The following is a 21,288-nucleotide window of genomic DNA, read 5'->3' as shown; positions in this document are numbered from 1 at the left end:
ATTAATAATTATGAAACACATTGACAATTTAACCATCCATCGGTTCCGAGGCCTGCGAGATTTAACCTTGCAGGGCTTGGGTCAGATTAACATTTTGGTTGGCGGAAATAACTCAGGCAAAACCAGTGTTTTAGAGGCGATATCAACCTATTGTCGCCCCTTAGATTTGGCAGAATGGCTGAATACATCATGGCGACGAGAAATCAAATATTCTCGTAAGCCAAGACTGGAGGCATTTAAGTGGCTATTTCCTCAAAGTAAAGAAGAAGAAGAATTTGATTCTTATTATCAAGGGGAAACTCATGTTTCTGGTAATGGTAAGTTTTCAGTGAGAGAGTCGAGAGCAATTTACCAAGAATTTGAAGCAGTGGAATTATCGGAAGATGACGAAACTCAGTCGTCAGACGATCTAGATATTAACGAAAATGAGAGCGAAAATGAGTTTGACAATATTCTGCGAGGTGCAGAAATAGAGCTAAAAGCTATTCTGTCAACTTCACCAAATGAATTATCTGAACATTTTGAAATTTGGGAAAATGAGCGTGTAACGAATCGACGAATTCGCTCAGATGCAGTGCTGTCAGTTGAGACTGTAACACCTTTTTCTCATCGCATAGAACAGTCACAAGTTGGCTTGCTATCAGAAGCTACTTTTCAACGTTTTAAGCCCGTAGTGATTGAGTTACTGCAAGTTATGGATTCAGGAATTATTGATTTAGAAATTCTGTCGCATGGCGGGAATCGTAGCAGTCTCTATATTGACCACAAACGAGTAGGATTTTCACCATTAAGTTCTTTTGGTGATGGAGTTCGGCGTTTGCTGTTCATTGCTCTAACAGTCGCAAAAGTACGAGGTGGAGTTTTACTAATTGATGAGATAGAAACAGCAATTCATACTGAAGCACTTAGCAGTTCCTTTGCTTGGATTGTGCAGTGGTGTCAGCGATTCGACGTGCAGTTATTTGCAACTACCCACAGTTTGGAAACAGTTGATGCGATGTTGGATGCTAGCGATTTGGAGACTGATTTAGTTCTTTATCGTTTAGAGAAAGGGGAGTCACAAACTAAAGCAGTTAGAATTCAACGGGAAAGATTGCAAAGATTGCGGGAGGATTTGGGTCAGGAGGTGCGCGTGTGAAATACGCCATTATTGGAGTAGAAGGGCCTCACGACCAGGCATTTACAGGGAAGGTTCTCAAGCTTTTGGGTTTTAAAGATTTCCGAGAAGAGTGGAACAAATTGGATAAGTTGACAAGATTGGATATGTCAAAAGAATTGGAAAGTAAATTTGACAAATTTTGGCATAAGTTTATTCCCCGTTATCCCAAACAAGGAGATTTGTACAAACGTCTTGATATGCCATCTATTTTGTTTAATGATACTGTCTCCGTAGTAATTTATGCTGGTGAAGGAAGCAGCAACCTTGTTACTAATCTAGATGATATATTATCTAATAATTCTGAGTATCAAACAAACTTGTCGGCATTTGGCATAGTTACCGATTGTGATAATAAGTCAAATCCCAATAAAATTGTTTCAGAATATACTAATAAATTCCGCAACTACTTTCCTGATTTGCCCGATCGAGCGGGTGTTGTCAATTCTAATAGCCCGCGTACAGGAATTTATATTTTGCCAGATAACGCTTCGCCCGGTGTGTTGGATACTTTGCTGTGTGAGTGCGGACAGATAGCTTATCCCGCGTACATGAAGAGAGCTAATTCTTATCTAGATTCTTATCTAGATGAGTTTTCCGATATGGATGAATTTTCTCAAAAAGAGAGGAAATCTTTAAAGTGGAAAAATTTCGATCGCGAAAAAGCTTTAGTTGCTACTGTTGTCAGTGTTCTCAAACCGGGGAAGACTAATACAACAAGTATTGCTGATAATAATTGGGTGAGCGAAAAGACACAGCAGCAGGTTCCTGGTTTGGCAAATTTTATTGATTTTTTAAGCCAACTTTTGGAAGTGAGTTAATCGCAAATCTTGAACGCACGAGTGGCCAGAAACCGGGTTTTTTCGAGCATACTCGTCACACCTCGTAGAATCTCCCAAAAACCCGGTTTCTTTGGTTTGCGCGTAGTCAGAAACCGGGGTTTTTTGCGATAATACTTCGTCCTCACTCACCGAAAAAAGATTGACAGAGCTCCATAAGTAGTTTATTATACCCAGAGGATGGATATGACCTCAGCTATTTTACCTATGGCTGCTCACGACTCAGAGTAGGTTTTGGCACTTACATCTGTAGTTTGATATCTCTTCACCAGCATTTTGTAACTTAAGTAGACCAAGAAAGTGAAAACTCCCATTCAGAAAATCCTCTTTGGTAGCCCCGGAACCGGTAAAAGCCACACAATCGATAAGGTAATCATTCCAAATGACTTGGGAATAACAAGTCCAGAGAATATCATTAAAACAGTATTTCATCCAGAGTACACCTATGGTGACTTCATGGGCAAACTCGTGCCAATTACTAGAGCGGGTAAAGTGGAGTATAACTACTATGAGGGTCATTTTCTAAAAGCTTTAGGCCAAGCCTATAAAAATATTAAAGATGCCCATGATAAAGATGGTAAGAAACAACAAGAACCCAAGAATGTTGCTCTTGTTATTGATGAGATAAATAGGGGTAATTCGTCTGCCATCTTTGGCACAATTTTTCAGCTATTAGATAGGGATGAGAATGGTTGGTCAAGTTATGGAATTAATATAACTTCCATTGAATTTATAAAGCTTTTGGATCTGATAGGTACAAAGTTTGGATATGATAGCAAAGGAAATATAGATGATTATAAACTTTCGCCCCACGACGGAGTTGTTAAACTCGAAACTTTACAAAAGAAAATAGACTTTTTGAAATTTGATTTAGTGAATATGATTATTCGTATTCCTCCCAATCTCTCCATCCTAGCTACTATGAACACCTCTGACAATTCCATTTACTTTATGGACAGTGCTTTCAAGCGACGTTGGGATTGGGAATTTGTCAACTGGGATGATACTAAACCTCCTGTTGCAACATACGGTACAGGAGGAATTTTGGATGAGGATGAGTGGCAAAAGCTAATCAAAAACCTTAACAGCTTTATCAAAAGTCATCACACTTCCATTCGGGGAATTGAGGACAAGCAAATTGGCTATTACTTTATCAAACAGCCTGTAACGGCTGAACAGATACAAAATAAACTCATGTTCTTCCTATGGGATAGCGTTTTCAACCGTGACAAAAAACCCCTTGTGGATCTTTTGGAGGTAACAAGAGATGAACTCGTCACTTTCGGTGATTTCACTAAATTGCATAATGAGTTCATTACAAACATAATGAATATCAATGTTTGAATTGGTCTTAAGTCTCTACTTAAAAATAATAGCTTCTCTTTTTTGACACTCCATGTTTGATTTTTCAAGCTTTAAGTTAATCAAAAATTCCAATGACTTTTTTGTTGGAATCCGTAAATCTGCTCTAGAAGATGGTTATGAGTTTTGTCTGCCAAATGGCTTTGATAATTTTCCAGATGGTGACTTTAACGAGGTGCGGGATTTATTTTTCAAGATGTATCGCACTTTCCGCAAGTTTGAGAGAGACAATACAGGCACAAACCGATTCAACCTTAACAGATCCGACTTCCAGCAAGACCAAGATCAGACTACCCTTTCTGCTGGCGGAGTCAGTATGCAAACGGAAGATGGGGAAGTTTGTGTACTCTATAGCAAGATTAAAATGATCGAGCGGGTACTGGAAGCCTACGATGACCTTGCTATCAACTCAATCCAAAAGAAAGTCAGGCGCAGTGAAGATATTGATTATTCTCAACTTTACAAATACTTAGATCGCGCTATCTACCTCGATAACGATGTAATTTACGTCGAGGCGATGGATTTACCACGTCCGACGGTGCGCTATGAAAGCACTGATATCGTGAACCTGTATTGTTATATACTCGATGAGATTGTACAGCAGTTGGATGGCGATGTGCCAGATAATATTCAAGCACACAGTCAAGATATTCGCTTCCTTGCTCAACGCTTCCAAGACGGCTACTTGACCAGCAACCAGTCAATTTTTGACAAAGACACTTTTGGCGAAACTATCAGCATTCTTAAAGAAGCGCTGGATAACATAGACAAAAATACTTATTATAAAGACGCTGACTATTGGGGACTTTATGAAGCTATTGAAATATTCTTATATGGCGAAATAAATCCCGATCAGAATGATGGTGACTACTGGGGAATAAAAGGGTTTTCTCTGGTTTGGGAGGATATGTGCAACACCTATTTCTTCAAAAAATACCCAGATAAAATCTGCTATGCAGATACCGATATACCTTTGAAAGATCCTCCACATCCAGAACCTAAGAGGCAAGGTGAAGAACCAAAACGGGTTGGCAACCACCAAGCTAATCATGGAAACTACGGGTACGGCAATAAATGGATTTATAGGACAATATCGAATATTCCATATCCTAAAAATCCCGGTAACTTCGGATGGAATGAACTACTTTGTATTGAGCTTGATACTCAACCGGGAACGCTGGTCTACTCAAACACAAGGTATAATAAATTGGAAAACCGAGATAGAAGTAGGGCAATGCGCCGGTTTCCCCGTCCTGACTTAGTTCTTAAATTAGAAACACAAAAGGGATTTGAACTAAAAATATTGGATTATAAAGATGTTCCTCTTGACTTTTATCTGAATCCCCCATCGTCGCCAAAATCGAAAAACAAATACAATAATGATATCATCAAGCAGCTTACTTATGAATTTGCTCTCCAGCAAACCCATACTGTTGCAGAGAGTGTATTTTTTATTCCTTGGTATTACACAGCAGAACCTGAGCCTGATCCTTTGGGAGAAACTGAACAAAACCTAGATATTAAAGGAGGAATCAAAATATTTAAGGCTAACTTCTTTATTATCCAAAAGCTATACCTGGAAAACTTATGAATCACCAAATAAATATTATAGGAATTTGCCCTGAAACTCTACTTTTCCAAAGCAGTTATGTTCCTCTAATTTCCTTTAAAAATGAAGAACACAAAAAAGCTGCTGAGGATTACATAACTGGGGAAGCAAATAAATTTTTTGATGATATATTGTTGACAGATCAGGAAGTGAAACCACTAGCTTATCCACTACTTATCACAGAATTGGACTTTGAAAAAATTGATATCAGCTATTTTTATGAAAATCTCTTCGACGATTTGGAGCGAAAGCCTGATGGAAAGTTAGAAGCAAAAATAAAATGGGGTATCACTTTTGACGTAAAATGCGCTCCTATTGAGTTAGGTTATCTTAGCCCAAAATATGATGGCTTTTACCCTAGCATAGCATATACAAATAATGGTCGCCCACATCGTCGATATGGCACTATAGACATAAATGGAAAGCCAGTTTTTTACTACATTTACTTTACGCTTCAAGAAATACTAGACGTGATTAAACAATTACCAAACTCTTAAAAGTCAATAGTCCGGACACTTTTTCTATGGCTGAATGGCTTATTCCCTAGGACTTTGAGGCGAGCGTGGATAATTAAATCAATAATTTAATTAATGGCAGTGCGGTTTGAAGATACTGGTCGATCGCACTTAACATCAAAAAGTGCGATCGACCTCCGCAATCATTCTTTCCAGTAACGAGTTAAAATCCGAATCACCTCACCCGCTAGAGGCGAAGGTAAAGGCGGGCTCCATTCCCCAACTTGTGCAAAACCCAAAACGTGCAGCAGATTAACAATGCTTTCTACCGCTTTGGGAACCCCGCAAATCAGCAAACGAATCGGTTGTTTACCAGCGGGTACGTCGGGAACTTCTTCCCGGAGCAGTTCGGGAACGGACTTTGGCTGTGATATCATAGGTATTCCTCCTGAATATGGGAGTTAAAGCCCCCACCGAACGATTGCGAGTCTGAGCGGTGGGGGCTTGGTTTTTGTTTGTTAGATTAGTATAGCACAGACTAGATTGTGGTGTGCTACTTTGGCTCAAAAAAGCTCTAAAAAATTTGCAGTCAGCTAAAATGACATGGTGAACACGCTACCCCCAAACAATGTGAGTCCAGCAAAATCTCCTAGAGTTGCCTTTTACCCCCCGCCTGAAGTTAAGGAGAAGTTAGAGAAACTGGCGAGTATTGAGCGTCGTTCGATTTCCCAAATGGCACTACTTTTGGTGGAGGAAGGGCTCGAAAGAGCGCAGAAGGAAGGTAAGTTCAATGAATCCAAAGACAACTTAAGGGATAGTTAAGGTTGCAGAATGCTAACATCAGCTTGCAAAGTTATCGCTAGCAGTTGAGCGTCAGCAGTGATCCGTTGGAAATTGGCAGTTGTAATGGCCGATCGCAATATCAGCAATAAAGAATTGGCTGCTTTAATGGGGATGCACCCCACTTCCGTGTCAAAAATCAAAACCCGTCGCCGACTCACCCGAATCGACGAAGCAACCCTTAGCGGCTTGTGCAGGGCACTGAAATGTCAGCCGGGGGATTTAATGGTGTATGAAGAGGACGAGCCCGATCGCTAAAAATGACATCACGAACGCGCTACCTATTACTTACTCTTCGCCAGATGAATGTCTAATACCAATTTTAAAGAATGCAACAATACTCTTGTCCCTCCCCTTGATAAGGGGGGGTTAGGGGGGGTCAAAGATTGTTGCACGATTTTAGATGAATGTCTAATTTGTGCTTGAGGGCGATCGGTCAAATTCAACAACCTGTTTTTGACCAGATGTCATAGCCAAAACCAAAACACTCAAAGTAATCCCTAAAACCGCGTAACTCGGCAATGAAAAAACAGTTACTTTCAACAAATAAGGCAATTCCCCATCCTTCCAGTTCCACCGCTTTCCCAGAAACACCAACAACCCAGCATGAATCACCGCAGTTTGCACCAAAATACAGCCAACTCCCAATAACCAAACAGACATTCTCTTGCCAGAAAAGACACAATATTTAATCTGAAAATACAAATCGTTCAGCAAAAAAACCACCGCCGGTGCTAACATCACAGAACTGGTTGGCTGAGAATAATTTATGCCAATACTCAAACAATAAACTAACACCATCTCCGGTAAATCAATATTTTTTGACCACGCAGTGCGAGATTGTTTTCGGTAAAAATACCAACTCACTAAACCAATCAACACCAGAATAATTAAATCTGAAAATAGCTTCGCCGCAAAGGGACTCTGGGGAAAAAATCTCGGCCCCACCACCCTTAAATCGATGCGACTCATCGAAATATAAGGATTATTTGATGGATCGTTGAGCCATAGTGGAAATCCACGAATCGCATCCTGTAGAAATCCTGTTAAGGAATTACCGGATATTGCTAAACCCAACCATGCTAGAATAATTGCCGTAATTATGGATACAAAAACTAGAGAAAATCGCTTTTTAATGATAAAATAAGGAATAAATAATACAACTAAGGTGGGTTTAAACAGGGCAATTCCCAATAAAATCCCTGCGGGTAAATCCCGATTTTTTCGAGCTAAGATAAACATCCATAACAGTAGCACAGCTATAAAAGTTGCCACATTGCCAACTTGCAAATCGAAGACGAAACCGTAGAGAAATGCCACTGATATACTGCAAATAGTCCTGAAAGCTCGTGACTGCGACTCCAACAGGATATTCGCTCCCCATAAAACAAAACCTGTGGCGATCAGATGCAGCACAATCCAGATTGTGAATGCAGTCTTCATGGGAAAGTAACCAAGAAACCAGATCGGAGGAATGATATTAGGTGGATAAACAAAAGATGGAATCAGCCCACACACTTTTGTGATTCGACAAAAACCTTGGTTAAATACTTCGACATTAAAAGGACTCAAGTGCTCGTGGGCTAATTTACTTGCTACATAAAACCACTTGAAATCCCAGTAAGGAGGCTCTGGTCGATTGGTCAAATCGTAAACTAACCAAATTGTATAACACAGCAATCTGGTGACAGCTAATATAAGGACAGCTTGGAAAATCCAGTTAACCATAGGTCTAGAACAAAACTGACTAAACTTTTGGATGGCGGGATGTTTTAAAAATAAAGAATTTTGCCATGCTGTTTGGTCGCGGTCTAATCGCCAATTATATTTGAGAAACCAAGCAACTGTAATGATAATAACTAAATTCCACCATCCCAAGCTAATCATAGGAATTGACCTCCTATTTTATACTAACTTTTTTTTCCCCAAATAGCTGGTATTGCAACAAGATTTTACAATTAAATCCGTCCTTTTAGGAAGGGGGTTTCCACCCATTTTTGCGATCGGATTGGTGAAAATTTGGTATTTTAATCTTAATAGTTAGTAATTGCCAAACTGGAATTAAATAAAAGATAGCTGTATGGTTGGCATCGTCCATACAGCTATCTTCTAGGCTATTGCTGTTAGTTCAACACCTTAGACAGCGATCGACATACTCATTTCATGACTGATTCTATCTAGCATCCGCTTCGCTCCAATAGCAGGCTGACTGAGAATGCTGCAACATCTCAGTGTCAATCAACTTCCCCACTAGCTTGCTTTAATCGTTTAATCCTGTCTTACTTCTCCGTATTTCCCGCAGCAGTTGTTGCGTCTAGTCTCGTGCAAATTGCTTTCAAAGTTGCTTCTTGAGCTTCTTCTAGGGTCGCCATTGCGAATAAGATTGCTGTAGTGGCATAGTCCTCAGCTTTATCCGCTCGATGTTCGAGTTTCTTGACTTCCCGACTCGCTTTCCATTCCTCGACGTTCGACTTCACCTCAGATTCTTTTTCGTCAAATTGAGTTTTAAGCTTTGCCCGATACTCATCAAATTCTTGTTTCTTAGCTTCTAGATTTGTCTTCATTTCGTCGATTTTCGCTTGAAGCTCAGCTTGAGTGTTTTTAGTCGCAGATTCCACGCTTTCTTTTAGCGATTTCGCCCTGTTTTCAACGGCTTCTAAATTGTCATGAAGTTGTTGAGTGAAGTTGTCAATTGTCGTACTCATGATGTTTTCTCTACTATGTAGAGTTTAGGGGAATTGTTGATTGTCTTATTAAATTGCTTTCCAGTCATCAAACTCTTTGTTGTTAATTACCTCATCTACTCGATGGGTGAAAATACCAAATACTTATTTGATAGATCAATTATTTCACAATCTGTCTTTTTCACCATCTATCTTAGGTTTAAGATGAGAATATCTTGAGAGGTAGATCGTCCCTAATTTTTTACTACATAAAGGCGTTATGATGAGCAATCGGAAATCTTCTTTAATCCCGAAACTAAAACCGAATTATGAACATTTATGCCACCCTATTCACTCAGTAGCTATTTGGGGTTTTTCTGTACCAAATTGCCACAGCAAGAGCGCACCCAAGCCGAATAGATTGACTAGGCAAACTACTAACCCTCCGAAAAATGGAATTAGTGTCAGAACTGTCAAGATTGCCAAACCCATCAAGAACTGCTGCTGTAACGATCGATCGCCTTTAGTGACTAGGGCTTGACCGACAAAAAGTGCCACACCTAACGATCCAACTAGAGCCGTCATCACCGCAGTCAGACTCAGGAGTGGAATCAGAGGGATACCAATGAGGGTCAGTGCTAAAAATACACCGGCAAAGACAAAGGAGACGATCGCCCCAATCCCCCATAGAGCAGTCAAACCGGGGTGTTGACGCAATTTTGTTGCCAAAGAAGGTAGGAACTGGGGACTGGTATGCAAAATAATTAGTCCCAGAATAGCTGCTACTACTGCGGAACAAGCTCTAAAAATGGCACTGAAGAAATAGTGTACGAAAAAGCTACTTCTGCCTCGATCGGACCCATACATCATGCCATGTCGATCGCTGAATGTAGCGCGTTCACCACCAACTATCGCACCTGGTTCCTGTAGGATTTTGCCACCAAAGGAGTAAGCATCACCCTCTACCCGCGCTCCTTGTTTCATAATGACATCCCCGCCAAACGCGATCGCAGTATCCAAAACTTTGGCCTTCGAGGATACTGTAACACTCCCGCCAAAAGCAATGGCATTTTCGACTACTTGGTTCTCTGGTACGGTGACGCTGCCACCAAAGCGAATCAGGTTAGTATTGTTGAGATTGATATCAGTCTGCGCCAGAGCATTGCCTGCAAATATTAAGCAAATAGTGGCAATAAAAGCCAAAATTAATTGTTGCCATTTCATAGACTTAATCCTTAAAAATGAGAACAACATGGAGTATTTCTCATAATATTGAACAAACATGAAGAACCTGTGAAGAATCTATGAATTAGTTGGCTATTAATCAGCATCCCGTTCCGAACTGAATATTCCGAGAATCGAACCCAACAAGGCATCGCAGTCACCTTGTCCTTGAAACGTCATCTTGATATAAATTTGTTTAGTCATAATTGCCTCCAGTATTTTGATTTTGATATTTCTGGCGATCGCTCTCCCTCACGATGCAAACTCATAGTTAATCTCTGTAATTCTTCCTTTAAAATAGAGCCTAGTGCCTTCTGGATGCTCCCATCCCACTTCGCCTTCTAAGGGAATCAGCATCCCATTACGAACTGAATATTCCCAGAATCGACCGCACCAAGGCATCGCAGTCACCTTGTCGCGATAACGAGCCTGGGCCCGAATAGTAGCGATCGCCCCTTCAGCATTAAAAGTAAACACCAGGGACACAGTTGTTGTACCATCCGTCAGGGTACCCCGTGCTGAGGTATCATCGATCGCCTCCCAGAGTACACCCTGACTGGGTAATAATGCAGTAGGATACCAAGTAGCCTCAGCAAAGAACCGCAATAATTCACCTTGGTTTAATTCAGGCGTATCGTGCATTTTGGCAACGGTGAAAAGACCGAGTAATGATGCGTGTAAGTTGCCTTCTCCTAACAGATATGTATCATGGACAAAGGCATTAACTCCAGGAGCCATCTGGATGCGTGCATCCCAATCAAAACCCGGACGTTGAGCGATCGCAAGTTGAGTAGCCGTAAACGGACTCCACTTATCCTCCATTTCATTAAGATTGAACAGTCCTTGCTGAGAGAGTTTGACCGCAGCCACAATGGGTTGTCCGTCCTTAATTACTGTCCGAAAAAATCGCTGTACGGGGGCTGGTAAGCCTTCAATTTCTTTTTGGTCATAGATTGGGGGCTGAATTGTCCGCCGTCCATCTGTTAATTTGGCTCGTAGGCGATCGGTATCTGACTGCCAGCGATAGCTCTCATAAATGGCAATAATTCCCAAGCTGACTACGATGAAAACACCAATAATTGCCATCCAATTAATCCACATAATACTTACCTCTGTTTGTTAATTCAAAAGTTAATATTATATTGTGATGAACATAATAATTATTACAATTGTTGTAGAGATTAAAACGTATACTTGGATAGCCAATTAGAAAGATAAATCGCAAAATTGTCCATTGTTGAATTTGAATACTTGCGTGCAATCAGAGTTAAGGGACACACGAATCTAAAGGTTAGTAAAATTACACCTTCTAGAGATACAAATCCATAACCAATCCAGAGCCAGAGATCGAGTTTATTGGCGATCGCGGCATAAAGCATATAGAAAATAACCAAATTGAAGAATACCCAGATGGCAGTGTGAATGATTTTAATCAGAGTCAATTTGGTTTCACTTTTCATAAGACTTCATCCTCAAAAATGAAAAGCCCATGGAGTATCTCTCATAATATTGAACAAAGATGAAGAATCTGTGAAGAAGGTATCGATTAGGTAGCTACTACAGAACTTACGCAAAAAACCCGGTTTCTTGGAACAATCGTCGCTCTATCCGAGAGATATTGATGCAGAAACCGGGTTTTTGACCCCCGTAGGTCCAGGACTGTACTAAAATTTCACGCGACTGTAAAACACTCGTTTCATATTCTCCGCCGCCGTAACGTAGAACAAGACGATCGCCCCCAGCACCAACACAAAACTCAACGGCAACGGTTGAAATCCGAACAGGGTTCCTAAAGGTGTCCAGGGCATGAATATCGTCACTCCTACGGTAGCCAGCGTTGCCATCAACAAGTATTTTCCGGGTTTACTGTCGAAAATAGATTTGCGGGTACGAACGACTAGCACCACCATCGAAGCAGAGATTACAGACTCCAAAAACCAGCCTGTTCTAAACTGTTGTGGTTGCGCGTGCAGCAGCAGCAGCAACGCCCCAAACGTCAGGTAATCAAAGATGGAACTCAACAAACCAAACACGATCATGAAGTTGCGGATAAACTTGATATCCATCCGGCGCGGTTTGTTGACTAACTCCTTGTCTACGCGATCGGTGGCGATCGTCAATTCTGGAAAATCCGTTAAGAGGTTGGTCAGCAAAATCTGACTTGGAAGCAGAGGCAAAAAAGGCAAAAACAGAGAAATTCCCGCCATGCTAAACATATTGCCAAAATTAGCGCTTGTTGCCATAAATACATATTTTAAAGTGTTGGCAAATGTAATCCGCCCTTCCTTGACACCTTCGATCAGGACATTCAAATCCTTTTCCATCAACACAATATCAGCGGCTTCCTTGGCAACATCCACGGCACTTTCTACCGAAATACCAACATCGGCAGCATGAAGCGCAGAAGCATCGTTAATCCCATCTCCCAGATATCCCACGACATTTCCTGCTTTCTTGAGAGCGATGATAATCCGCTCTTTTTGGTTTGGTTCTACCTCAGCAAAAACATTTGTATTTTGTACTCGGTGCATCAAGGCTTCATCACTGAGTTTTTCTAATTCCGAGCCAGTCAAAGCCTTTGGTTCAGACAGTCCTACCTGCTGAACAATACTCATAGCAACCGCCTTGCTATCTCCAGTAATCATCTTCGGGGTTATTCCTAGCTGTTGCAACTCTTTGAGAGTGTCAGCGATGCCAGGTTTTGGCGGATCGAAGAGCGCAAGATAGCCCAGAAATGTCATGTTTTTTTCATCATCTTTGCTGAAGGAATCTCGCTCGAAATCGCGATAGGCCACACCCAAAGCTCTAAATCCTTTACTGCCCAAATCTTCGGCTTGTTGGTGCAGTTTTTGTCGTCCGTCTGCAATGTCGATGGTTTTCCCTTCGGCAGTCTCAACGGTTGAGCAAACATCCAGAATATTTTTCAGTGCGCCTTTAGTAAGAATTAGATTCCTACTATCTTTTTTGAACAGGATGCTGAGACGTTTGCGGTTAAAATCATAGGCTACTTCATCTAGTTTTTGATAACTTGAAATATCGAAGGTTTTGTATTCGCGAATCGCTTTGTCGATCGGATTCACATAACCAGACTCAGAGATGGCATTCAAATAAGCATAAAGTAAAACGCGATCGCTATCTTTCCCCTCGACATCAACCGCAGAGTGAATTTTCACCTCTCCTTCCGTGAGCGTACCCGTCTTATCGGTGCAAAACACATTCATACTGCCAAAGTTTTCGATCGCGGGTAAATGCTTCACGATCACCCGCTTTTTCGCCATTGTCGCAGCACCGCGAGCCAAGTTAACACTGACGATCGCAGGTAGCAGTTGAGGGGTCAAACCCACAGCCAGCGCTAGGGAAAACATAAAAGATTCCAGCACAGGGCGATGCAGGTAGACATTGGCCGCAAAAATTAGAGCTACCAAAACTAGAGTTACTTCCATCAAAAAGTAGCCAAACTTGCTCAACCCATGTTCAAATTCCGTTTCAGGAGGTCTCAGTTTCAAGCGTTGCGATACTTTGCCGAATTCAGTTTCTTTTCCAGTATGAACAACTACTGCTTTCGCAGTTCCACTAATAACATTAGTTCCCAGATAGAGGGAGTTGGTGCGTTGATTGAGTCCAGTTGCCGCTGGCAATACACCATTTTGTTTGTCAACTGGATAGGTTTCTCCTGTTAGTGCTGCTTCATTCACTGATAAATCTTTTGACTCTAAAACTAGACAGTCGCCGGGAATATTTTTACCTGCTCCAAGCACCACAATATCGCCCGGAACCACTTCCTCATTAGGGATTTCTTGAGATTGACCATCCCTCAACACAGTTGCTTTAACTTGCACTAAAGCTAATAATTTTTCTACCGCATTCGATGCTCCTCGCTCTTGCCAAAATCCTAACAGCCCACTAATCAGGACGATCGCTATGATAATAATCGCATCTGCCGCATCTTTGAGAAAAATCGAGAGCACCGCCGCCAAAATCAAAATCAAGATAATCGGACTTTTGAACTGATTGAGCAACATCATGAATGCGCTCGATTTGTGTATTTGTTTGAGGCTGTTTGCGCCGTACTGGCTCAGGCGTTGTTTCGCATCAGCATGGCTTAATCCTGCTGCTGTAGAGTGCGTCTGTTGAAGCACGGTATCCGTGGATAAGCTCCAAAATGTAGACTGTTGATTCATTTTTTGATACCTGAGTTTTCATTAAAAAATATGCTATTATCTAGATATAATTTGTGGATGTTAACATTAATTAATTAGAGTAATCCCACGCCCGCTTGCCCCCGTTCAGGGGAATTTCACAGGAGGACTACGGGAGCATCCCGATTTTGCCTAGGCGAAGCATGACCGCAGAAAATTTATTAGTGATAATGAGAGATTTACAGCGGTCATGCGAAAGCCCCTAGGAATATATTTGCACTCATTGAGATGCACCCAGGACTACCCTATAAGTCTGTAGGAATCCTTGAGACAGGCTATAGATTTAAAAGGAGTAAAAAGTGCTAGCAGTCGGAGAAAAAAATTAGATTTATCTGGCTGGGGAGTTTATGTCCGCTTACCTGGTTATTGGATTTTCCACGCCATCAGACCAACAAGCACAATTAGACCTAATGCTCTCCGAAAGTAATTAACGCCTTGGAATAATTCTTCCCAAGCCCAAGTAAACAAGGAACCAAAAGCTAGTAGTTCCAACCCTAAATTAATTTTTCCGGTGGTAAAAACCAGCTTTAATAAACTAGCTAGAATCCAGACAATTAGTGGTAAATTTGGTGGTTGAGCGATCGTAATTTTGCCTTCGCTGTCCCGGAATGTTCGATCGAATAACGTATTCTCCATGAAATCTCCCTCTTTTTTAACGTTTATACCAGCACAAATAGGCTCAGTATCAGCGATCTACCGTCCGCTTAGCAGTGGCCCTCTAAATTTTTAACGGTATCGCTATTATGGTTTCATAATTCGGATTTATTGCCATCCATCTTTAGACCCAAATTTTCGGTAAGGTATATATCTCCTCGCTCCCAAATCTGGGTTAGCAGCCCCCTGGATTCTGGGGAGAAAGAAACTCTAAAGGCGATCGCAGGATAATCATGCTGCTATTTTCCCTCAGCAGGATTGTCGGATTCCCGCACATCAGCAACTACCCAAGACTTCCGGCCGATCAAATATGCCACCAAGTCATAATTTGAATCAGCCGGATTTGAGATCGGTTTAATAATCCAGGATGCAAAAAACCCGGTTTCTTCCAAAAATCGTCGTTTTTTTCGACAAATATTCATGCAGAAACCGGGTTTTTGATTCTCCATGCGTCCAGGACTGTTTAAATCGCTTTCAAAATTTGATCGTCTACAGAAAAATCAATCTCCGCTTTGTCTCTTCCCGAAACTAAATAATCATTCTGAAAAGAATCTTTTAACCCAGAAACTAGGTCAAATTCTGGCTGCCAGTTAAGTTCGGTGACAGCTTTGTTCACTGAGGCAAAAAAGTGCTGTAATCGCATGGGGAAAGCTTTCTTTTTGCCAAAGTCAAATTGTTTGGGATCGTAGTGTACAATCTTAATAGCATCTGCTGATTTGCCGGCGGCTAAAATGCAGGCGCGGGCTAAGCCATCAAAGGTGACAAATCGATCGCCCGAAACGTTGTAAATTTGCCCGATCGCCCTTTGATTTCCCAAAACCGCCGCCATCGCCCTAGCCAAATCCTGACAGTGCCCTAACTGCGTGAAGTGCATTCCATTACCAGGAATCGGAATCGGGCGATCGCGCGCAATGCGATCGAAAAACCAAGCCTCCAAATCGTTATAATTTTGGGGACCATAAATGTAAGTCGGGCGAATTGAAGTCCAAGGTAAACCGGACTCTGCCAAGTAAGTTTCGGTTTCAAATTTGCCCAAATGACGGCTTTTGGGATCGGTAGCGTCCCCTTCAATATGAGGCATTTGATCGGATTTCAAATAAACCCCCGCAGAACTCATATAAATAAAGTGCTGCACCCTCCCTTTAAATATTTCAGCTAAAGGCTTTGTATCGCTCAGTTCCCGACCATTATTGTCAAAAACGGCATCAAACTCAAGAGTCGATAATTGTTCTTTTAGTCCATCGACATTAGTGCGATCGCCCTGAATTTGCTGCACTCCTGAAACTGGTACTGGCTTATTGCCACGATTAAACAGTACCACCTCATGCCCTTGTGCTGCTAAAATCTTAGTCAGATAAACCCCGATAAATCGAGTACCGCCCATCATTAAAATTCGCATTATTTTCCAGACTCCTTACAGTTAGTGTCAACATCTTACAATAAAATTACTACTTAGCTTTACTCAAACATCCCTATGCAAGTTCCACGACTACATCCCGAAACCATCGAAGAAGTCAAACAAAGAGCAGACATAGTAGATGTCATTTCCGGCCGCGTCGTCTTGCGAAAACGAGGCAAAGAATTCGTAGGTTTGTGTCCATTTCACGACGAAAAATCTCCCAGTTTTACCGTCAACCAAGCCAAGCAAATGTACTATTGTTTCGGCTGTGGCGCTGGCGGCAATGCCTTTAAGTTTCTCATGGAATTAGAGAAACGCTCTTTTAGCGAAGTAGTATTAGACTTAGCTAAAACCTATCAAGTACAAGTCAAAACAGTCGAACCAGAACATCGACAAGAATTACAGCGTCAAATTTCTCTGCGAGAACAACTCTATGAAATTTCCGCCCTCACCGCCAAGTTTTATGAACACGCTTTAAGACAACCCCAAGGACAAGAAACCCTAGCCTATCTCAAATCCAATCGCCAGCTTAGCGAAGAAACTATCCAACAATTTCAGTTAGGTTATGCACCCCAAGGTTGGGAAACACTCTACAGCTATTTAGTAGAACAAAAGCACTATCCAGCCCAGTTAGTAGAACAAGCAGGATTAATTGTACCACGCAAATCAGGAGGCAGTGGCTATTACGACCGCTTCCGCCATCGCGTGATGATTCCCATTCGCGACACCCAAGGTAGAGTCATCGGTTTTGGTGGCAGAAGTCTCGGCGACGAACAACCAAAATATCTCAATTCTCCCGAAACAGAACTATTCGACAAAGGCAAAACTTTATTTGCCCTAGATACAGCTAAAATCGCCATTAGCAAAGCAGATGCCGCCGTCGTCGTAGAGGGGTACTTTGATGCGATCGCCCTTCATGCAGCAGGCATTGGCAACGCCGTCGCCTCCCTCGGTACAGCCCTCAGCCTAGATCAAGTACGGCAGTTATTACGCTACACAGACTCCAAACAAATTATCCTCAATTTCGATGCCGACAAAGCCGGAAATCAAGCAGCAGAAAGAGCGATTGGAGAAATAGAAAAACTCGCCTATCAAGGAGAAGTACAACTACGAGTTCTCAACATTCCCGACGGCAAAGATGCCGATGAATTCCTCAAAACCTACTCAGCAGAACAATATCGAGAATTGCTAAAAACAGCTCCTCTATGGCTGGACTGGCAACTACAACGAATGTTGGTCAACCAAGATTTAAAACAAGCTGATATTTATCAACAAATTACCAAAAAGATTGTTCATTTGTTAACAAAAATTACTGATGACAATCAACTGGCACATTACCTCCAAAAATCCGCAGAAATTCTCAGTAAAGGAGAGTTTAAGCTGACCAAAATGCTAGCAGAAAGCTTGCTAAATCAAGTAGTTAGCGATTGGGGTAAAAGGCTGATTCAAGATGAATCCTTGACAATGCCACTGTTAATTAGAAAAAAAATCAAGCCAAATAAACAATACAAAACTCAGACTACAAGCAGCCTCAAAAATCGCTCCCATGAAACTTTTTCCGCCGTAGCCAGAACTCTTTTAGAAGAAGCCGAAGCGCAATTGTTACAGATTTACTTGCATTGTCCCGAATATCGCCAAGATGTCAGAGAATCCATAGAAGCTAGAGAAGTGCAGTTTAGCCTTTCTCACCATAGATTTTTGTGGCATCAGATTTTGAATGCCGAAATATTGCATAAAAGCTATTTACAAATAGTGCCATCTGAGTTAATCTTAAAATTGCAAGATAGTTTAATAGAATATCCCAATCAACTCAATCAGATTTCCCATTTATTTCACCTCAATGAGTTGTCCGAAAAAAATGTTTATCGCGCACCTTTAGTAATTCGGTCGGCTCTGGCGTGCATCGAACAAATTATTAGCATGAAACGCCGTCGCATTGCGCTGAATATGTGGGAAAATACGAATGTGGCGAGTAATTGTGAAGAAGCTGTAGAATATCACCAACAAGTCCTCGCCGAACAAGAATGGATAGAGGAATTGGAGCGGCTGCGTCAAGTCAATTTTTACGATTTAATATCAGTACCTGGGAGTGGCAATTTTTAGGTTCCACTCCCAGGTACTGATATATTTTCCGCTGGGTTCGGTATTGTTTAAACACTCAGCAGTCAACTGTCATCTCGCTGATGCAACCGGAATTAAGATTATTTTTCACTCTCGCGTGGCGCGGACTTCCTGCGTGTAGAAGCGGTTTCAACTGCTGGGGATATAACTAGCTCGCTAGTTATATCCATAGTCGCAAATTTCAGCACTTGATGAAAAGCTAAACCCCGTATTTTTAGTTCCCAACGAATACCTTTTGCTTTCATCCGTTTGGCTTTTCGCATATCGACATCCGTAACTTGTTGATGCAACAGTAAATATTTCATTGCTGCTATAGCTTCAACTTTTCTGGGATAGGCAATATAAGTGATAAATCCACCCTCCCAGTGATTGGCGTTACGGATGCTGCTGATAGTAGCAACTCTCGGACTAAAACGGTTCCAGTAAAAGTCGCTATATCCGACTGATTGTGTTTTAACTTGGAGTTTGTTTGGCATTTGACTTAACTCCTTTAACCTTTTTTGTGGGTTTAGCAATACCACTTGGGTGCTGCTATTCATAATTATAGCAAATTATTTAGGAAGTTTCCAATTCTCTTAAATAAATTTTGCATTCAGTCAAAAGTGGGTCGGTGTTCCGGGCTGTCCATTTCGGTTTCTTTCGGTCTAGTTTATGGTTTGTTTAAACGCAAACCGATAATTACTACATCTCTTTCTACTCCATCAAGTTCGGCGACTTGTGGTAGATGTCCCCAAGTCTGAAATCCAAATTTATTGAACAATTTTAAGCTGGGTTGATTGTGGGCAAAAATGATGCCGATTAAGGTTTTAATTCCTAGTTCTGGACAGCGCCGAATTGCTTGTTGTAATAATTTTTGGCCGACTCCGCAGCATTGGCGATCGGCTGCGATGTAAATGCTCACTTCTGCTGTATGCTGATAGGCGGCGCGCCCGTAAAAACGCTGCAAGCTCAGCCAGCCAATGATATTTTGTTCTGATTCCATTACCCAAATTGGTAAGGAATCAGGGGAGTGTTCTCTGTACCAAGCCAGCCGACTTTCGACGGAGATTGGTTCTAAATCTGCTGTAGCCGATCGCCCTGGTATGGCTGCATTGTATATTTGAACTATTGCTGGTAAGTCGCTTTCACTTGCGTCGCGGATTTTCATGAATTATTGTAATGCTAAACGCGGACTCGATGTTATCCTTGAATTTCAGTTATTGACTCGTTCACTTCTTCGTCTTTAACATCAAAATTAATTCGTTCATAAATCTCTCTGAGTGGCATTTGGAATTCTACTGATTCCAGGGTTAATACCGATTCCTCTGAGTCATACTCTGTTAATACCCATTTGCCATTAGAGTTTTTGGCGAATTGCTCAATATGATAGCTATATTGGTCTATTAAAATGTATTCCTGAAATTCAGGAATTGAGCGATAGGCGAGAAATTTGCCACCGCGATCGTAATCTTTGGTTGAATTGGATAAAACCTCGACGATTATCAGAGAATTTGTGACAATTGTTTTGTTACTTCCTTGATATTTTGGTTCTCCTTTAATAACCATGATATCGGGATAGACGTAGCGGCGAGTTAGGGGTATCCACAGGCGCACATCATTGATAAATGTCTCGTAATCTTGACCATTCACACTCAAGGGGAATTTTCTGCAAAAATTCAGTGCGATTTTGTTATGGTTTGCGGTTCCGCCTGTCATTGGTATGATCTCCCCATCATGGTATTCACTTTTGTCGATCGCACTTTCTTCTAATGCGAGATATTCCTCCGGCGTGTAGTACCGTTTTTCGGTTGGTGGTTGCTTGGCGATTGCTGGTTTTTCTTGGGTTTGCATTGTCGTTCCCTTCTGCTCTGAAGTGATTTTATGATAACAGCGATCGCACGAGAACTCAGAAACCTGGTTTCTTAGTAAAATCTCGGTGAGGATGCCAAAATTATCGCAGAAACCCGGTTTCTTGGATCAGGCGCACGAGAACTCAGAAACCGGGTTTCTTCGTAAAATCTGATGAGGATGCCAAAATTATCGCAGAAACCCGGTTTCTTGGATCAGGCGCGCGGGGTTCAGAAACCGGGTTTCTTACCAAAATCTCGTTAGGATGCCAAAATTATGGCAGAAACCCGGTTTCTAGGAGGTCATATTTTCAAACAAGATAGGTTCAATTCGCTTCAATACTTCCCTAACTAAATCTTCTGGACATTCACCAATCAAACTCGCTTGCCTTGATCGATAATCTAAAGAACGCAGTTGATCTGTCATAATTACACCTGTCACCAATTCACCTTCTGGAATGGGAACATAAAACGGATTTTTGCGTTGTGTGGTACTAATTGGACAGACAAACACAAACCCCATTTTTTGGTTAAATTTAGTTTGACTCACAACCAGTGCAGGTCGAGTTCCCATTTGTTCGTGCCCTGCTTGAGGATCGAAATTGAGGCGAATGAAATGACCTCGTTCGGGGATATAGTTTACCAAAATTCTTCTCCTTCTGGTTTTCCCCAATAGATTTCTTGGCTGGGTTCTATTTCGCCTGCTAATAATTCATCTAGGGTATATTTGGAAACTTTCTGATTTACAGGTTCTATGACCATTTTTCCATTTTCTATACTGCAAATTACTGAATCATCTGCTTTCAGGTTGAAAAATTTTACAATATAGTCGGGTATTGGCAAAGCTAAAGAATTACCCAAGTTGCTGATGTGTATTTTTGCTGTCATACATTTGCGATTTTCATGCTCAGGTTTTTCTATTCTAACAACTAGATATAGTC

The 21,288-nt window shown here is 41.4% G+C and carries 22 protein-coding genes; 8 read left to right on the top strand and 14 right to left on the bottom strand.

Annotated elements, in window-relative coordinates; all coding sequences use genetic code 11:
* Positions 1 to 10 precede the first annotated feature (10 nt).
* The 5 genes from AAFP14_RS09845 (at position 11) to AAFP14_RS09825 (ending at position 5,463) form a co-directional block, all read left to right on the top strand.
* Positions 11 to 1,138: an AAA family ATPase gene (locus AAFP14_RS09845; protein ID WP_341732084.1), complete on the top strand. Its 1,128-nt coding sequence runs from the start codon at positions 11 to 13 to the stop codon at positions 1,136 to 1,138.
* On the top strand, positions 1,135 to 1,977 hold the full coding sequence (locus AAFP14_RS09840) for a DUF3226 domain-containing protein (protein ID WP_341732083.1): 843 nt from the start codon (positions 1,135 to 1,137) through the stop codon (positions 1,975 to 1,977). The genes AAFP14_RS09845 and AAFP14_RS09840 overlap by 4 nt, the downstream gene beginning before the upstream one ends.
* A 318-nt stretch (positions 1,978 to 2,295) precedes the next feature.
* Positions 2,296 to 3,339, top strand: coding sequence for a restriction endonuclease (locus tag AAFP14_RS09835; protein WP_341732082.1), 1,044 nt, complete (start codon positions 2,296 to 2,298; stop codon positions 3,337 to 3,339).
* Positions 3,340 to 3,391: 52 nt separating this feature from the next.
* Positions 3,392 to 4,948: a hypothetical protein gene (locus AAFP14_RS09830; protein WP_341732081.1), complete on the top strand. Its 1,557-nt coding sequence runs from the start codon at positions 3,392 to 3,394 to the stop codon at positions 4,946 to 4,948.
* On the top strand, positions 4,945 to 5,463 hold the full coding sequence (locus tag AAFP14_RS09825) for a hypothetical protein (protein ID WP_341732080.1): 519 nt from the start codon (positions 4,945 to 4,947) through the stop codon (positions 5,461 to 5,463). Before AAFP14_RS09830 ends, AAFP14_RS09825 begins: the two co-directional genes overlap by 4 nt.
* A gap of 161 nt (positions 5,464 to 5,624) precedes the next feature.
* Here the strand turns inward: AAFP14_RS09825 and AAFP14_RS09820 are convergent, their stop codons facing one another.
* Positions 5,625 to 5,858 carry a hypothetical protein gene (locus AAFP14_RS09820; protein WP_341732079.1) on the bottom strand — a complete coding sequence of 78 codons (234 nt, stop codon included), beginning with the start codon at positions 5,856 to 5,858 and terminating at the stop codon, positions 5,625 to 5,627.
* Between the two features lie 166 nt (positions 5,859 to 6,024).
* Here AAFP14_RS09820 and AAFP14_RS09815 point away from each other — a divergent pair, with 166 nt between their 5' ends.
* Positions 6,025 to 6,243 carry a ribbon-helix-helix domain-containing protein gene (locus AAFP14_RS09815; RefSeq protein ID WP_341732078.1) on the top strand — a complete coding sequence of 73 codons (219 nt, stop codon included), beginning with the start codon at positions 6,025 to 6,027 and terminating at the stop codon, positions 6,241 to 6,243.
* 57 nt (positions 6,244 to 6,300) lie between these two features.
* Positions 6,301 to 6,519 (top strand): helix-turn-helix domain-containing protein, encoded by a 219-nt coding sequence (locus tag AAFP14_RS09810; RefSeq protein WP_341732077.1) that lies wholly within the window; start codon positions 6,301 to 6,303, stop codon positions 6,517 to 6,519.
* Positions 6,520 to 6,672: 153 nt separating this feature from the next.
* On the opposite strand, the gene AAFP14_RS09805 is transcribed toward AAFP14_RS09810, so the two are convergent.
* The 8 genes from AAFP14_RS09805 to AAFP14_RS09770 form a co-directional block, all read right to left on the bottom strand.
* Positions 6,673 to 8,148, bottom strand: a complete 1,476-nt coding sequence (locus AAFP14_RS09805) for a glycosyltransferase family 87 protein (protein WP_341732076.1) — start codon at positions 8,146 to 8,148, stop codon at positions 6,673 to 6,675.
* A gap of 392 nt (positions 8,149 to 8,540) precedes the next feature.
* Positions 8,541 to 8,966 (bottom strand): Clp protease/crotonase-like domain-containing protein, encoded by a 426-nt coding sequence (locus tag AAFP14_RS09800; RefSeq protein ID WP_340520136.1) that lies wholly within the window; start codon positions 8,964 to 8,966, stop codon positions 8,541 to 8,543.
* 309 nt (positions 8,967 to 9,275) lie between these two features.
* A complete protein-coding gene (locus AAFP14_RS09795; RefSeq protein ID WP_341732075.1) occupies positions 9,276 to 10,148 on the bottom strand; it encodes a DUF8173 domain-containing protein in 873 nt (290 codons plus the stop codon).
* A gap of 252 nt (positions 10,149 to 10,400) precedes the next feature.
* Positions 10,401 to 11,249: a DUF6920 family protein gene (locus tag AAFP14_RS09790; protein WP_341732074.1), complete on the bottom strand. Its 849-nt coding sequence runs from the start codon at positions 11,247 to 11,249 to the stop codon at positions 10,401 to 10,403.
* Positions 11,250 to 11,812: 563 nt separating this feature from the next.
* The gene (gene mgtA, locus AAFP14_RS09785) at positions 11,813 to 14,329 is read right to left on the bottom strand and encodes a magnesium-translocating P-type ATPase (RefSeq protein WP_341732073.1); all 2,517 of its coding nucleotides are present in this window, start codon (positions 14,327 to 14,329) and stop codon (positions 11,813 to 11,815) included.
* Between the two features lie 381 nt (positions 14,330 to 14,710).
* On the bottom strand, positions 14,711 to 14,983 hold the full coding sequence (locus AAFP14_RS09780) for a hypothetical protein (RefSeq protein ID WP_341732072.1): 273 nt from the start codon (positions 14,981 to 14,983) through the stop codon (positions 14,711 to 14,713).
* A gap of 257 nt (positions 14,984 to 15,240) precedes the next feature.
* Positions 15,241 to 15,423, bottom strand: coding sequence for a hypothetical protein (locus AAFP14_RS09775; RefSeq protein WP_341732071.1), 183 nt, complete (start codon positions 15,421 to 15,423; stop codon positions 15,241 to 15,243).
* 41 nt (positions 15,424 to 15,464) lie between these two features.
* Entirely contained in the window at positions 15,465 to 16,400 is a 936-nt protein-coding gene (locus AAFP14_RS09770) for an NAD-dependent epimerase/dehydratase family protein (RefSeq protein WP_341732070.1), read from the bottom strand.
* Between the two features lie 75 nt (positions 16,401 to 16,475).
* Here AAFP14_RS09770 and dnaG point away from each other — a divergent pair, with 75 nt between their 5' ends.
* Complete coding sequence (gene dnaG, locus AAFP14_RS09765; protein WP_341732069.1) at positions 16,476 to 18,503, top strand: DNA primase; 2,028 nt, start codon at positions 16,476 to 16,478, stop codon at positions 18,501 to 18,503.
* Positions 18,504 to 18,601: 98 nt separating this feature from the next.
* On the opposite strand, the gene AAFP14_RS09760 is transcribed toward dnaG, so the two are convergent.
* From AAFP14_RS09760 to AAFP14_RS09740, 5 genes are all read right to left on the bottom strand, one after another.
* Positions 18,602 to 18,997, bottom strand: a complete 396-nt coding sequence (locus AAFP14_RS09760) for a hypothetical protein (protein ID WP_341732068.1) — start codon at positions 18,995 to 18,997, stop codon at positions 18,602 to 18,604.
* A 173-nt stretch (positions 18,998 to 19,170) separates the two neighbouring features.
* Entirely contained in the window at positions 19,171 to 19,668 is a 498-nt protein-coding gene (locus AAFP14_RS09755; protein WP_341732067.1) for a GNAT family N-acetyltransferase, read from the bottom strand.
* A gap of 32 nt (positions 19,669 to 19,700) precedes the next feature.
* A complete protein-coding gene (locus tag AAFP14_RS09750) occupies positions 19,701 to 20,351 on the bottom strand; it encodes a Uma2 family endonuclease (protein WP_341732066.1) in 651 nt (216 codons plus the stop codon).
* A gap of 291 nt (positions 20,352 to 20,642) precedes the next feature.
* Entirely contained in the window at positions 20,643 to 20,993 is a 351-nt protein-coding gene (locus tag AAFP14_RS09745; protein WP_026787033.1) for a type II toxin-antitoxin system PemK/MazF family toxin, read from the bottom strand.
* A complete protein-coding gene (locus tag AAFP14_RS09740) occupies positions 20,987 to 21,235 on the bottom strand; it encodes an AbrB/MazE/SpoVT family DNA-binding domain-containing protein (protein ID WP_340550668.1) in 249 nt (82 codons plus the stop codon). Before AAFP14_RS09740 ends, AAFP14_RS09745 begins: the two co-directional genes overlap by 7 nt.
* Positions 21,236 to 21,288 lie beyond the last annotated feature (53 nt).

Origin of the sequence: Microcoleus sp. EPA2 (assembly GCA_020882975.1) — a bacterium.
In the GTDB taxonomy this organism is placed as follows: domain Bacteria; phylum Cyanobacteriota; class Cyanobacteriia; order Cyanobacteriales; family Microcoleaceae; genus Microcoleus.
Note: the sequence above shows the minus strand (reverse complement) of the source record. Positions and strands in the feature narration are given on the sequence as shown.

Excerpts from the sequence above, each read along its gene's own strand:
- AAFP14_RS09845 (WP_341732084.1), top strand. The coding sequence starts at position 11 with ATGAAACACATTGACAATTTAACCATCCATCGGTTCCGAGGCCTGCGA.
- AAFP14_RS09830 (WP_341732081.1), top strand. The coding sequence starts at position 3,392 with ATGTTTGATTTTTCAAGCTTTAAGTTAATCAAAAATTCCAATGACTTT.
- AAFP14_RS09825 (WP_341732080.1), top strand. The coding sequence starts at position 4,945 with ATGAATCACCAAATAAATATTATAGGAATTTGCCCTGAAACTCTACTT.
- AAFP14_RS09820 (WP_341732079.1), bottom strand. The coding sequence starts at position 5,858 with ATGATATCACAGCCAAAGTCCGTTCCCGAACTGCTCCGGGAAGAAGTT.
- AAFP14_RS09815 (WP_341732078.1), top strand. The coding sequence starts at position 6,025 with ATGGTGAACACGCTACCCCCAAACAATGTGAGTCCAGCAAAATCTCCT.
- AAFP14_RS09805 (WP_341732076.1), bottom strand. The coding sequence starts at position 8,148 with ATGATTAGCTTGGGATGGTGGAATTTAGTTATTATCATTACAGTTGCT.
- AAFP14_RS09800 (WP_340520136.1), bottom strand. The coding sequence starts at position 8,966 with ATGAGTACGACAATTGACAACTTCACTCAACAACTTCATGACAATTTA.
- AAFP14_RS09795 (WP_341732075.1), bottom strand. The coding sequence starts at position 10,148 with ATGAAATGGCAACAATTAATTTTGGCTTTTATTGCCACTATTTGCTTA.
- AAFP14_RS09790 (WP_341732074.1), bottom strand. The coding sequence starts at position 11,249 with ATGTGGATTAATTGGATGGCAATTATTGGTGTTTTCATCGTAGTCAGC.
- mgtA (WP_341732073.1), bottom strand. The coding sequence starts at position 14,329 with ATGAATCAACAGTCTACATTTTGGAGCTTATCCACGGATACCGTGCTT.
- AAFP14_RS09780 (WP_341732072.1), bottom strand. The coding sequence starts at position 14,983 with ATGGAGAATACGTTATTCGATCGAACATTCCGGGACAGCGAAGGCAAA.
- AAFP14_RS09775 (WP_341732071.1), bottom strand. The coding sequence starts at position 15,423 with ATGAATATTTGTCGAAAAAAACGACGATTTTTGGAAGAAACCGGGTTT.
- AAFP14_RS09770 (WP_341732070.1), bottom strand. The coding sequence starts at position 16,400 with ATGCGAATTTTAATGATGGGCGGTACTCGATTTATCGGGGTTTATCTG.
- dnaG (WP_341732069.1), top strand. The coding sequence starts at position 16,476 with ATGCAAGTTCCACGACTACATCCCGAAACCATCGAAGAAGTCAAACAA.
- AAFP14_RS09760 (WP_341732068.1), bottom strand. The coding sequence starts at position 18,997 with ATGCCAAACAAACTCCAAGTTAAAACACAATCAGTCGGATATAGCGAC.
- AAFP14_RS09755 (WP_341732067.1), bottom strand. The coding sequence starts at position 19,668 with ATGAAAATCCGCGACGCAAGTGAAAGCGACTTACCAGCAATAGTTCAA.
- AAFP14_RS09750 (WP_341732066.1), bottom strand. The coding sequence starts at position 20,351 with ATGCAAACCCAAGAAAAACCAGCAATCGCCAAGCAACCACCAACCGAA.
- AAFP14_RS09740 (WP_340550668.1), bottom strand. The coding sequence starts at position 21,235 with ATGACAGCAAAAATACACATCAGCAACTTGGGTAATTCTTTAGCTTTG.